Annotated in this window: 10 protein-coding genes; 5 read left to right on the top strand and 5 right to left on the bottom strand. The window is 57.0% G+C overall.

Annotation, left to right across the window (positions count from 1 at the left end; genetic code table 11):
- Positions 1 to 4: 4 nt before the first annotated feature.
- Genes HALO_RS06535 through HALO_RS06520 form a run of 4 tightly spaced genes read right to left on the bottom strand, consistent with a single transcriptional unit; the run spans position 5 to position 3,910 of the window.
- Entirely contained in the window at positions 5 to 820 is an 816-nt protein-coding gene (locus HALO_RS06535; protein WP_035584993.1) for an ABC transporter ATP-binding protein, read from the bottom strand.
- Positions 817 to 1,914, bottom strand: coding sequence for a FecCD family ABC transporter permease (locus HALO_RS06530; RefSeq protein WP_050714129.1), 1,098 nt, complete (start codon positions 1,912 to 1,914; stop codon positions 817 to 819). The genes HALO_RS06535 and HALO_RS06530 overlap by 4 nt, the downstream gene beginning before the upstream one ends.
- 38 nt (positions 1,915 to 1,952) lie before the next feature.
- Entirely contained in the window at positions 1,953 to 2,921 is a 969-nt protein-coding gene (locus HALO_RS06525) for a FecCD family ABC transporter permease (protein ID WP_035584997.1), read from the bottom strand.
- 53 nt (positions 2,922 to 2,974) lie between these two features.
- A complete protein-coding gene (locus tag HALO_RS06520; protein WP_035585718.1) occupies positions 2,975 to 3,910 on the bottom strand; it encodes an ABC transporter substrate-binding protein in 936 nt (311 codons plus the stop codon).
- Positions 3,911 to 4,229: 319 nt separating this feature from the next.
- Between HALO_RS06520 and HALO_RS06515 the strand changes: the two genes are divergently transcribed.
- Positions 4,230 to 6,362: a TonB-dependent receptor domain-containing protein gene (locus tag HALO_RS06515; RefSeq protein ID WP_035584999.1), complete on the top strand. Its 2,133-nt coding sequence runs from the start codon at positions 4,230 to 4,232 to the stop codon at positions 6,360 to 6,362.
- Positions 6,363 to 6,517: 155 nt separating this feature from the next.
- Here the strand turns inward: HALO_RS06515 and HALO_RS06510 are convergent, their stop codons facing one another.
- On the bottom strand, positions 6,518 to 8,482 hold the full coding sequence (locus HALO_RS06510; protein WP_050713202.1) for a ligand-gated channel protein: 1,965 nt from the start codon (positions 8,480 to 8,482) through the stop codon (positions 6,518 to 6,520).
- Between the two features lie 204 nt (positions 8,483 to 8,686).
- Here HALO_RS06510 and HALO_RS06505 point away from each other — a divergent pair, with 204 nt between their 5' ends.
- From HALO_RS06505 to HALO_RS06490, 4 genes are all read left to right on the top strand, one after another.
- Entirely contained in the window at positions 8,687 to 9,601 is a 915-nt protein-coding gene (locus HALO_RS06505; protein ID WP_035585007.1) for a LysR family transcriptional regulator, read from the top strand.
- Positions 9,602 to 9,680: 79 nt separating this feature from the next.
- Positions 9,681 to 10,556, top strand: a complete 876-nt coding sequence (locus HALO_RS06500; protein ID WP_050713201.1) for an AEC family transporter — start codon at positions 9,681 to 9,683, stop codon at positions 10,554 to 10,556.
- A 104-nt stretch (positions 10,557 to 10,660) separates the two neighbouring features.
- Complete coding sequence (locus HALO_RS06495) at positions 10,661 to 11,851, top strand: PQQ-dependent sugar dehydrogenase (RefSeq protein WP_035585011.1); 1,191 nt, start codon at positions 10,661 to 10,663, stop codon at positions 11,849 to 11,851.
- Between the two features lie 55 nt (positions 11,852 to 11,906).
- Positions 11,907 to 13,352: an ATP-binding protein gene (locus tag HALO_RS06490; RefSeq protein WP_035585013.1), complete on the top strand. Its 1,446-nt coding sequence runs from the start codon at positions 11,907 to 11,909 to the stop codon at positions 13,350 to 13,352.
- Position 13,353 lies beyond the last annotated feature (1 nt).

The following is a 13,353-nucleotide window of genomic DNA, read 5'->3' as shown; positions in this document are numbered from 1 at the left end:
GGAGTTAAGCGGGCGCCGGGGACCGGCGCACATTGGCCAACAGCGGGCTGCCGGTATCGGGATCTAGCAGCAGCGTGCACTCTACTTGATAGAGCGTACGCACCAGATCGGGCGTCACCACCTGAGCGGGCGGCCCTTCCGCCACAATCTGCCCTTCGCGCATGGCGATGAGATGGTCGGCATAGCGGCAGGCGCTGGCGAGATCGTGGAGCACCATCACAACGGTGCGACCATGGCAGGCCAGGTCACGTACCAGCTCGAACACTTCAATCTGGTGGCCAAGGTCCAGCGCAGAGGTGGGTTCATCCAGCAACAACAGCGGGGTTTGTTGGGCGATGGTCATGGCGATCCAGGCGCGCTGCCGCTGGCCACCGGAGAGCGCATCAATCGGTCTGTCAGCGAGTTGTTCAAGCCCTGCCGCCGCTAGCGCGTGCTGCACCACGCGCTGGTCTTCTGCTGACCACTGGCGCAACCAGCCTTGGTGGGGCTGGCGGCCAAAGCGAATCAGCTCGGTCACGGTGAGCCCTTCCGGCGCGACGGCCTCCTGAGGCAGTAGCGCCAGTTGCGTAGCGAGTTGGCGGGTGGGCAGGCGCTGAATATCGGCGCCATCCAGCAATACGGCACCGCTATCGGGTTTGTGCAACCGRGCAAGACCGGCCAATAACGTTGATTTTCCGCAGCCGTTAGGGCCCACAATGGCGGTAACTTGGCCGCTGGGCAGGCTGATATCCAAGCCATCAATCACCTGCCGGGTGCCATAACTCATGCCCAGTGCCTGGGTAGCCAGAGAAGGAATTGGCGACGCTGGGAATTGGCTCATGTAAAACTCCGTTGGGGACGCATTAATATCCAAAGTAACCAGGGCCCGCCGACTACGGCGGTAACGATACCCACCGGAATCTCGATCGGCGCCAGCAGCGTACGCCCGGCCAAGTCGGCGAGTACCATGACCAGCGCCCCCGCCAGCGTTGCCGCCAAAACCGGCACGCTACGAGAGCTCGACATTGACCGGGCAATCTCCGGGCCAATCAACCCCACCATGCCCACCGGGCCTGCCACAGCTACCGCCAAACCAGTTAACGCGACAGATAGCAGCAGCACTTCCAACCGTCGCCGCTTGACGTTCACGCCTAGCCCGCTGGCAGTAGCATCCTTGAAACGCAGTAGCGTTAGCGAACGGGCTAACGCCATGGCAGCAGCAAGCCCTAACGCCAACCCGAGCATGAGTAATTGAAGCGCGCCGCTGGGGCGGGCATTGAGCGACCCCACTGTCCATGGATAGGCGGTATTGGCAGTATCAATCGCGACTCGCGCCAGCATCAGTTGCGTTATCGCGCCAAACACCGCGCCCACGCCAATGCCCGCGACGATAAACCGATAGCCCTGGGTACCGCTGCCCGCGGCTAAGCCAAAGGTGAGTACCGCGGCGGTGGTCGCCCCGGCTAGCGCCATGGCAGGCGGCGCGATAGAAACGCCAATACCCACGATGGAGGCCACCGCAAACGCCGTTGCGCCATTATCAATGCCGATAATCCCGGGCGTCGCCAGGCGATTGCGGGCCAGGGTTTGCATTAGGATACCCGCTAATGCGAAGGCCGCCCCGGTACTTACGGCTGCGGCCAAACGTGGCAAGCGTAGCTCTTGCACCACAAAGCTCGCCATCATATCTGCACTGCCAAACAGCGCCTGCAGCACCGCCGTTGGCGCGACCTTAACGCTGCCCAGGCTTAGGTAAATAACGCTGGCAAGCAGTAACGCGCCGAACAGGCCCAGGTTAACGACTACCACACGCTGCTCAAACAACAGGCTGTTCGCACCGTTCCCGCTTCGCCAGGCGAATCGCCAATAACCTTGCGGTGGCGGTACGTTGTTATTGCCGTCCGCGCGGAACTGGTCTTCCGAAGAGCAAGGCATAGACGAGCTTTTTATCGGCGTGGTTTTCATTAGCGAATTCATAGCATTGGTAGGCGGCGCGCACGTACAACCGCTATCAGTACGGGGGCGCCACATAGCGCAGTGAGCACGCCCAGAGGTAGTTCCGAAGGCGCAACCACCACGCGGGAGATGATATCGGCGGCGAGTACCATCAGCGGCCCGATGGGCAGGCAAAACAGCAGCGTACGGCGAATATCCGGCCCGGCAAACGAACGGGCGACAAACGGCACCACCAACCCCACAAAGGCAATCGGCCCCGCGATGGCGGTGGCAGCCCCAACCAGTAGCGCCACGCAAGCGACCACTAACCAACGAATTAGGTTGGGGTGGTGGCCTAAACCAGAAGCAACCCGTTCGCCTAGCGCCAGCGCGGCTAAAGGCCGGGCGATCAGCGCAACTATCACGGACGCCGCCAGCAGACTGGGCAGCACGGCCAGCAGGTCGTCTAAGCGGCGTCCAGCCAAACTGCCAATCACCCAGAAACGAATTTCATCAGCGGCACGTTGGTCGTAAAGCAGTATCAATGAGGTCAATGACGCCAGCAGACCCGAAAATGCCGCTCCGGCAAGCACGAGCCGGATAGGGTCATTACCCACACCGCGAAAGCGTGCCACGCTTAATACGCAGACACAGCCCACTAAGGCACCAAGCTGTGCGACTGAAATACGCAAGGTAGCAGCGCTGGCACCCAGCACTAAGGCCAATGCCACGGCAAACGCCGCCCCCGCGCTAACCCCTAAAAGGCCTGGTTCGGCCAGCGGATTGCGCGCTACCGCTTGCAGCAGCGCCCCCGCAACGCCGAGCGCCATGCCTACCGCAATGCCGATTAAGGTCCGCGGTGCGCGCAGTTCCCAAACAATAAAGCGCGCTTCGCTGTCCTGGGCGCCGCTTAGCAGCGCCAACGCCCTGCCAGGGCCAACGCTGCCCGCGCCGATTAATAAACTAACGCCACTCACCGCCACAAGGGCGGTGAGAAGTAGCAGCATTAACGTACGGGGAGTGGCGCGCCTAATGCCAGGCGTTGCAAAACGTGGAACCGTCACGGCAACAGCGCAGCCTCTATATCGTCAAGAATCGCTTGGGCGGCCAGCGGGCCGTTGGCACTGCTCCACAGTTGGCCGTTCACAGGCACCACATGCTCTTGCTGAACGACCTCCAGACGTGTAAACGCAGCGCTTTGCTTAGCGGCTTCTAAAGCGGCTTGACCATCTTCGTTGAGCGTGGCCAGGAAAAGCCAGTCACCGTCTATCTCGGCAAGGTTTTCCAGGCTAAGCACATCGCTGTGTACGCCGCGCCCACCAATCAGATCCGCACCCTGTACATCCAGGCCAACCCGCTCCAGCAGCCCAGTGGCAATCAGGTTTTCCGACATTACCATCGGGCCACCCGGCATCCAGCGGACTAAAAAGGCGGTGCCGCTTACGTCGGCAGCGGCTAACGCTTCAGCCAGCTCTGCAGTACGTTGATCTACCGCGGTAATGGCCTCTTCAATGGCGGCTTCACGGTTTAACGCTTGACCGTAAAGTTGCGCCTCTGCTTTCCAGTTATCCGCGGCCAGCGGCTGGGTGTGTGGTACAACGGTAGGCGCAATCTGCGAAAGCAATTGATACTGCTGATCGGAAAGCTGGGCGGGCGCCAAAATTAGATCCGGCTGCTGCGCCAGCACGGCTTCAATATTGATCTCACGCACCACCCCCATAATGGCTGGGCGCTCATCGCCTAGATGGGCTTCCACGTACTCGGCGACGTTATCGCCACCGCGCGTGGTCACTGCGCCTAATGGCGTAATACCGGCCGCTAGGGCCGCATCCAGCGCGCCTTCGTAAAGCGTTACTACGCGTACAGGCGTTCCCTCTACGTCTACATCACCAAAGGCTGTATCCAGTGTGCGAGCGTGCGCGGTGCCTACCGCTAAAGCACTTAGCAGCACCCCTGCTATGCCTAAACGGGCACTTTTAGTGAGGATAGCGGCCATTGAGGTCGTTTTAGTTATCGCCGTTTTAAACCGCGCCGTTTTAACGAATGTTTTAGCCACCATGGATTTCTCTCAATACGGTATATTGGAATTAATAGTAACGATTCTCAAAAACACTTGCACTACTATTCCTGCGAATAGCGTGTTCCATTTTGTGCAACCCTTGCATCACACCTTACGCCACGCTTCTGTTTCAGTTTACGCAACGTAACGTTCCATGATCACACCCTCGCGTTTGGGAACTTTTCTTTTTAGACTCTCGCCCTTATTTGATAATTAGTATCATTAGCTAACAATTATCGTCACCAAGGGGAATAACATGCCACGCTTTACCCGCTCTGTTCTGGCTAGCGCCGTTACGCTCGCTATTTCTGCAGGCAACGCCTCCGCCCAAGAAAATCAGCAATTGGACAACATCGTTGTCTCGGCCAGCGGGTTTGAGCAGGCAATGGTCGACGCGCCTGCCAGTATCTCGGTGATCTCTCGTGAAGAGTTGGAACGCACGCGGGTGACAAGCATCGCCGATGCGCTGCGCAACGTTGAAGGGGTCGACGTGGGTGGAGCGGTAGGTAAAACCGGTGGGCGCAACATTAGTATCCGTGGAATGCCCAGCGACTATACGCTGATCCTGATTGATGGCCGCCGCCAAAACGCAGCGGGCAGCGTGACCCCCAATGGCTTTGGCGAAACCTCCACCAGTTTCTTTCCCCCCGTTTCCAGCATTGAGCGCATTGAAGTGATTCGTGGGCCGATGTCGACACTGTATGGCTCTGACGCCATGGGCGGTGTCATCAATATTATTACCCGCCGGGTTGGCCGCGAGTGGACAGGCTCTATTGGGGTTGAGAATACCTTTAACGAGGATCGCGACTTCGGCGATCGCCGCGAGATCAATCTCTATACCAGCGGCCCTCTGGTAGAGGATACCCTGGGTCTTCAACTGCGCGGGCGGATTTATGAGCGTGACGCTTCCGAGCTTACCTATACCGATAACAACGGTGAACCTGTAGAAGTCGACCAGCGCGGCCCTAGCCCAGTGGAAGGCGATACGTACAGTCTGGGTGGCAAGCTAACCTGGACACCCACGGACAGCCATGACCTATGGTTGGATGGTGAAGTGAGCCGCCAGCGCTACGACAACGACGAGTGCCAGCTAGGCACCCTGGATGGTCGCACCCGTAGCTGTGCGCCCGACCCTGGCAGCGCCAACGGCTATTCGGATGAACTCCGTTTTGAGCGCGAGCAAATCGCCATTGGCCACACCGGCCGTTTTGCCTCGGGCACCTTGGAATCCAGCCTGATGCGCAACACCACCGAAACCAAAGGACGCACGATTCCTGGTGATACGGGCGTCGCTTATGAGGGTTTTCCTGGCATTGTCGGTGGTGCTCCACGGGAGCTGGAAACCACCAATACCGTGCTCGACAGCAAATTCATCATGCCGCTAGACAACCATATGGCCACCGTGGGTATGCAGTGGTGGGATGCGGAGCTTGACGATGGCTTGGCCGGTGAAACCTTTGCCCAGACCACCTGGTCGCTATTTGCGGAAGATGAGTGGCTACTACGGGACGATTTGGCCCTGACCCTAGGCGGCCGTTACGATCACCACGACGCCTTTGGCAGCCAGTTCAGCCCGCGCGGCTACTTGGTGTGGAACACGACGCCCAACTGGACATTGAAAGGTGGGGTGAGCCGCGGCTACAAAACGCCATCGCTTAATGATCTGCATGACGGCATTAACGGTGTAACGGGCCAGGGCACGATACTCACGATTGGTAACCCGGATCTTGAACCGGAAACCAGCACCAGCAGCGAGATCGGTGCGCATTACGATAACCAACAGGGTTTCACTGCCAGCGCCACGCTGTTCCACAACCAGTTTGACGATAAGATTGCCAGTGGCAGCGATATCCTGGTGGAAAACGACCCGCTAATTCCTGACGGCACTTACAGTCAACAGGTCAATGTGGACGAGGCGATCACCCAGGGGGTTGAGCTCTCTACTGGCTACCAGTTCGCTCCCGATTGGCGCGTCAACGCCAATTACACCTACACCGATAGCGAACAGAAGAGTGGCGATAACAAGGGCGAGCCGCTGACAGATACCCCGGAACACGCCATTAACGCCACCCTGCGCTGGCAGACAACGGCAAAGCTGGATACCTGGCTCTCAGCAGAATACCGCAGCGAACGCTACCGTAACCGCGAAAGCGTCCGCGGTGCCCCCTCGTTTGATGACCTTGGCGACTTTAAAGCCTATTCGCTGTTTCACTTGGGCGGTAATTACGCGGTCACCGATCAGCTTAATCTGAGCGCGACGATCTATAACCTGTTTGACAAAGATTTTGTTGACTACCGCGCTTACGGCGATGGCACCAGCTTTGGCAACGTTTACGCCAATAGCGAAGAAGGTCGCCGCCTGTGGCTCTCCGCCCGCTACGAGTTCTAATCGGTTTCAGCTCGCTACTGTTTCGATGCTCTCCTTCTGCCCCGGCCATGCGCTGGGGCTTTTTTTGTGTCTGCCCCCTTTCCTAAGCCGCTAAAAAAGCGGCTATCTCGCTGGATAGCCGCTGCTGTGTTGCATTTAGGACGGGGACCTAGCGCTTAAAAGGCAACGTTGAGTCCTAACCAAACCCGACGACCATCTTCTACATAGCCATACTCGTCGTAGCCGATCGTTTCGTCGAACAGGTTGTAGATACCCGCGTTCAGTTGAGTACTTTCGTTCAACTGGTAGCCAACGCCTGCATCTACAAAGGCGTAGGAAGGAGCCACAATGGCACTGCTCGAAGGGCCGGTAGTCGGTTGGCTCTCTTCGCCGCGGTAAGTGACTTTTGTCCATTGACTCAACTTGGCAGAGACTTGCCAATCTAACGAGGCGGATACCTGGTGCTTAGGCAGCTGTGTTAACGGCTCGCCTGCATACTCACCGCTTTTTTGCTCGCTATCGGTATAGGTGTAGCTGGCCGTTAGCTCAACGGTATCGGTTAACGGCGCAGCCACACTCGCCTCTACGCCCTGAGTCACCGCTTCATCCACGTTGACGCGGTAAGTCGGGTCACTACCATAATCGTTAGCGCCATCCGTACAGATATCGATAGGACAAGCGATGCGAGTGATTTTATCGTCAAAGTCGTTATGGAACAGCGTGACACCGCCGCTCAAGCCACTATCGTTGGCATAAAGCAGGGCCAGCTCTTTATTGAGCGAGGTCTCTGGTTCAAGGTCAGGATTACCGTAGATATTGCCCCCACGGCTGACCTGCCCCCAGTCGGGGGTGATCTCGCGCAGGTTCGGCGCTCGATAACCGGTCGAGACACCGCCTTTTAATGTCCAGTCAGGCGTCATATTCCACACACTGTAAAGCCGCGGGCTAAGGTGGCTGCCGTAGTTATCGTCGTCATCAATACGCAACCCACCGGKCAGTGCCCAAGCATCGGTGAGCATCCACTCATCTTCTACAAAGAGGGCCCATTGGCTATTCTCAATCTCACTACGATCAGAGCCAGGCAATTGATTTGTCGTACTGTCGTCAAGCGACTCTTCCTCGTAGCTAGCGCCTACCGTCAACATATGCATGCCTAGCGGAATGACCGCGCTGGTTTTGGCGGTGGTGTTGGTGATTTCAATATCACGTGATTTGTTTTCGCTACTTTCACGCTGAAGGTAGGTTTCGCTGGTGCCCCACTCGAAGCGACCACTATGGGTCATAGCGACATGCTGGTGGGTGAACTCATTAAAACTATCGGAGCAGCCGCCGCGACAGCCCTCTGATGGCGCCGAGTTGCCCATCAGCGATTCGCGCTCCTGCTCGGTAATACCCGCCTCAAAAGTGAAGTCATGGTTATCAGTCGCTGCAAAACTCAGCCGTGCAGTAAGACTTTGCAGGCTTTTATCTTCGTAGCCGTTAAGAATAGTGTCTTCATCACGCTGAGAGGTGCGGCCATAGAGCTGGAGCCCTAAGCGATCGCCTACCAGCGGGCCGCTTAGGTAAAAATTGGCTTGGCGACTGTCGCCGGAGTCGCTGTCTTCCTGGAGTACGGTGTCGAGTTGAACATTGCCATGCCACTCCTGCGCAACCTTGCGTGTAATCACATTGATCACGCCACCAATCGCATCAGAGCCGTAGAGCGTCGACATTGGCCCACGCACTACTTCAATACGCTCAATAGCCTGTAACGGCGGCAGCCAGTCTTGCTCAAAACCTGCATCGCCATTAGGGCGAGACTCGCGGGAATTCTGCGGGCGCCCATCGACCAATATCAGGGTGTACTGGGAGGGCATGCCGCGAATGGAGATATCCTGGCCGTTATCCCCTCTCCCGCCGCCGGTGACAATCACGCCGGGCACATCGCGCAGCGCATCGGTAACACTCTGATAGTGACCTTGTTCCAACTCTTCGCGGGAAACCACGCTGATAGACGCGGGGGCATTGGTTATCTGCTGTTCAAAACCTGACGCAGTTACCACCATATCGTCTAAGCGGGGCGCGTCTTGTGCCCAAAGAGCACTACTGGCAAGCGAAGAGATAGCGCTGGCCAGCAGCGTACGGCGCAAACAGGGAGACATAACTTCGTCCTTTATAGTGTGTGAGCAATGTGGGTAAGCATTCGCTCCATTAAATGCGAATTATTAGCATTAATATTTTTACACACTCTTTGCACATTGGGGTGAGACGGTTCGTTCAACATACCGGAACACAAATGCCTATTATTTTCATTCGTACCAAACAGTGGCACAATTAGCGCTCACCCTTTTCCCGTGGGCCTGACCATGTATGACTTTGACGAACTGACCGCCTTTGCCGATGTGATGACCACGGGCAGTTTGACACGCAGTGCTCAGAAGCTCGGATTAGCCAAATCGACCCTTAGCCGCCGCATCAGCCAGCTTGAAGCCCGGCTTAACCAGCCGCTGCTGCGCCGTCAGGCCAACCGCTTAATTCCCACCGAGGCGGGGCTGCTGTTTCACAACTACTGCACCGAGCTTTTGGCAATGGCGGCGCATAGCCAGGAAGCTCTGGCAGAGCTGCGTGAGGAGATTAGCGGAGAAATTACCCTTGAAGTGCACGGTGCCCTGGCCCGCAGCTGGTTAGCCAGTGCCATTGATGCGTTCTTAAATCGCCACCCTAAGGTAGAGCTAACGCTACACACTCGGGAAACGCCGCCCACTAAAATGCACAGCAATAGCGTGCATGTCTGGCTTGGGCCGACTCATGAGTGCGGGCTAAACCAGGAGCGCCTGGGCCACCTATCCCGCGGGCTTTATGCTAGCCCACGCTATTTAGCAGCCGCTGGCACGCCGCACCATCCCGATGAGCTAAACCAACACGCCTGGATAGACCTGCTGGGCACGGCTTCTGACGGGCTACTGCTCACTCATCCAGAGCATGGCGAATACACCTTTAACCCGCCCTGTTCACGGCTGCGGGTAGATCTCACTACCCTGCATATAGATGCCATTGCGCGCAGCCAGGGTATCGGCTTGCTCTCACACTGGTTAACCGCAAAACGCGAACAGCATCATCCAGGCGAGCTGATTAACTGCCTGTCCGGCTGGGAGCCGGTGCCACTGCCTATCACACTGCTTTATGCTTACGGTCACCAGACCCGCCGTACCCACGCGCTGTTAGAGTTTTTACGTAGCCAAGTGCCCGCACCGTGGCGCACGTCAGCCGCAACGGTGTAAGTTAATTCGAGTGTTTACCTTGCCAGTTAGCCCGCTTATTAACGACAATAGGCGGCTACCGATTAGCCAAGGACTGTAAATGCTCGCCGAACTCTTTGCTGTCATGGCGCCCGTGCTGGCGGGTGCAGGGCTCGGCTACTTGTGGGTACGCCTAGGCCATCCCTACCCGGTCGACTTTATTACCCGGCTGGTGTTTAACATTGGCACGCCTTCGCTGGTATTGGCCTCCCTGGCGGGTGCTGATATTGATGCCACCMCCTTTGGCCAGACGATGCTAGCCGCCGCGCTTGTCATTCTCACTATGGGGGCGGCGACCTTTGGCGTGGCAAAACTGCTGCGCCGCAGTTGGCGGGTACTGCTTGCGCCCATGATGTACCCCAACACCGGCAACATGGGCTTACCCGTGGTGCTTTACGCCTTTGGTAGTGCCGGGTTTGCCTACGGCATCACCGTGATGGTGACCGTCTCGCTTTTTCAGTTCACCCTAGGCGCTGTGCTTAATAGCCAAGGCAACCCGCTTAAAACCCTTGCCAAAACGCCTACGGTGTATGCCATTGCGATTTCCATGGCGCTACTGCTGACGGGCACTTCCCTGCCGCCCTGGCTGGCGAATACGGTGGACTTAATGTCGGGGTTCACAGTACCGCTGATGCTGATTACCCTAGGCGTATCCCTGGCTAGCATTCAGGTGAAGAACCTGCGTTCAGGGCTTGGGTTTAGCCTAGTGCGCGTGCCCCTCGCCGCCGGTGTCGCCTGGCTGATCGCGAGCTGGGTGGGTCTGCCGCCACTGGCCCAAAGCATTTTAGTGGTGCAGATGTGCATGCCAGTGGCGGTCTTCAACTATCTCTTTGCTCAGCGCGCCCAGCGCGAACCCGTCTATGTAGCCAGTTTGGTCTTCTGCTCGACGTTGTTAGCGCTGTTTTACCTGCCCGTGCTGCTCGCCCTACTCATGTAGCGGCTTGCCCTGTTTATGTCGTGGTGGAACCCCAACGCAGCTAAAAGGTCACTGCTAGACTACTGACAAGGATGCCAGCAATTAATATCACCAGAGGCCACGCTATGCTGTCTATCAACAAGCGCCATCATACTCCCCTCCGGCTGAGCCCAGCGGTTTTGGCGGGGTTCAGTGGGCTAGTGCTAGCGAGCGCTATTAACACGGCAAATGCGGAAGTCGTCCAGGAATCACTGGAAACCGACCATCTAACGCTTTCCATTGAGCGTGTTGCCGAAGGTTTTGAACACCCCTGGGCGGTGGCGTTTCTACCCGATGGCCGCTACTTGGTGAGCGAGCGCAGCGGGCAGCTGAAACTTGTCGATCCAGAAAGCGGTGAAACCCCTACGCTGGAAGGCATGCCGGAAGTAAGCACTCGGGGCCAGGGCGGCCTGTTAGACGTAGTGTTGCACCCCGATTTTGAAGGGGGAAACGGCGGAGGCGACAACGATTGGATCTACTTCACCTGGAGCAAGCCCGATGGTAATAACAGCCGTTCAGCGCTATCACGGGTAAAATGGCAGGGCGATGAGCTGGGCGAGGTCGAACACTTATTCGAGCAGGATCGCGCCTCTGGGCCTGGCCGCCACTACGGCTCACGGTTGGCGTGGCTGCCCGACGGCACGCTACTCATGAGTATTGGTGACCGCGGCAGTGAACCACCCCGCGCCCAGGCCAGCGATGACCATGCAGGGTCTACCCTGCGCCTTACCGCCACGGGCGGCGTACCCGACGACAACCCCTTCGTAGATGATGACACCACTCTGGATGAAATTTACTCCATGGGTAATCGCAATATTCAAGGCATGACCGTACTCAGTAACGGCGAAGCCTGGGCATCGGAGCATGGCCCACGTACTGGCGACGAACTGAACCATATCGAAGCAGGCAATAATTATGGCTGGCCTAACGTCAGCCAGGGCAATGATTACGCGACCAATGAACCGATTGGTGAAGACTCAGTGCCTGGGATGGTTGACCCGGTGTACGTCTTTGAAGGCCGCTTTGCGCCTGCCGGGCTTGCTGAAGTGACCAGCGATGCATTCGGCGAGTGGCAGAGCAACTTATTAGCCGGTGGGCTAGGTAGCGAGAAGCTACTGCGTCTGCGCCTGGAAGATGGCCGCGTCGCCGAAGAAGAGCTTATTTTACAAGGCGAAGTAGGCCGGATCCGGGATGTTCGCCAAGGCCCTGATGATGCTATTTACCTGCTCACTGACGCCCCTCAGGGTGGCTTGTATCGTCTAGCGCCAACCGATTAGCAGCCCCTGTTCACTCGCTGATACTCAAACGTCTTAATGCCACCATGGATGCCCCATGCGATTACGCAATTTGATTATTTTAACGGTGATTGTGCCGCTGTTTGTCATCCTGGTGGTATTTAGCTTAGTGGCGATCAAGTCGCTTGAGGATAACGTACGCTCGAAGCTACAAACGGAAGTTGAAATTATTACCCGCACTCTGAGCTCTTCACTCAGCTATGCGGTTACGCCGGATAGCAACACGCCCCTTGAAGAAGCGCTGCAGTCGGCGTTCTCGTTCCATCGTATTTATGGTGCTTATGTCTTCGATACCGACGGGCGGGATATTTACGGGTTAGGCCTTGGCAAAGATATTTTCACCCGCGAAGAGATCCAGCAAGTCATTGAACGTGACGACTTATATAGCAATTACCGACAACACGAGGGTTGGAATTACTACTCTGCGTTGACACCCTTGCGATCACAGGATGGCACTGTATACGGTGTGCTGCAGGTGAACCGGTTAAATACCGGTATTGAGAACTACACTGGCTTTATCAGCATTGTGGCCGTACTGGTGTTTGTGATTGGCGCGGCCGGGATCGTATTTAGTATTTGGTGGGGGTTTCGCCGCCATATTGAGCGCCCGCTGAACCGGCTACTCCACGTGATGCAGTTGGTTGAAAAAGGTGATCGTAGCCAACGCGCCACCGAAGACGGCCCTATCGAATACCGCCACCTCGCCTCCGGTTTGAATGGCATGTTGGATGCGATGGCCGAGAAAGACCACGAGATCGAGAATCGTCAACGGCGCGAAATTGAGCTTGAAAAACGTCTGCGTAAATCGAAGAAACTGGCTGAACTGGGCGTTCTGGCGGCGGGGGTTGCCCACGAGATAGGCGCTCCGCTAACGGTGATTAACGGCCAGGCTCAGCGCCTTGCTCGACGCGATGTGATTGGCGACGACGAACGCGCACGATTGGGGCGTATTCGTGGCGAGGTGGAACGCATCGTTGAAATTGTGCGCCAATTGATGGAATTAGGCCGCCAACATAACGTAGAGAAAGGCGAACTGGCGCTTGATCAGCTTATTATGAGTGCCAGTGGTTTGGTTGAAGACGAGTTAGAGCCACGCAATATTTGTTTAGACATTGAATTACCGTCGCCGACACCCAACTTACTCGCCAACGGCCAACAAATTGTGCAGGTGCTGACCAATTTGCTGCGCAATGCAGCGCAGGCCCCTGAAGTAAGCCGCATTCGGGTGCACGCCCAGCAGCAGGAACACGAATTGATACTGTGGGTGGAAGATGATGGCCCGGGGATTCCCGCCGCCCATCACCATAAAGTGTTCGACCCATTTTTCACCACCAAACCGGTTGGCCAAGGCAGCGGTTTGGGGCTCTCTATGGTACATCGCATTATTAACGACCACGGCGGTACGATCGGCGTGTTTGACAGCGCCCTTGGCGGCGCTGGATTTGAGATTACGCTACCTATTAGTGAAACCGCATCCGCGTGAG

It is taken from the genome of Halomonas sp. R57-5 (assembly GCF_900070345.1).
Classification (GTDB): domain Bacteria; phylum Pseudomonadota; class Gammaproteobacteria; order Pseudomonadales; family Halomonadaceae; genus Vreelandella; species Vreelandella ventosae_B.
Note: the sequence above shows the minus strand (reverse complement) of the source record. Positions and strands in the feature narration are given on the sequence as shown.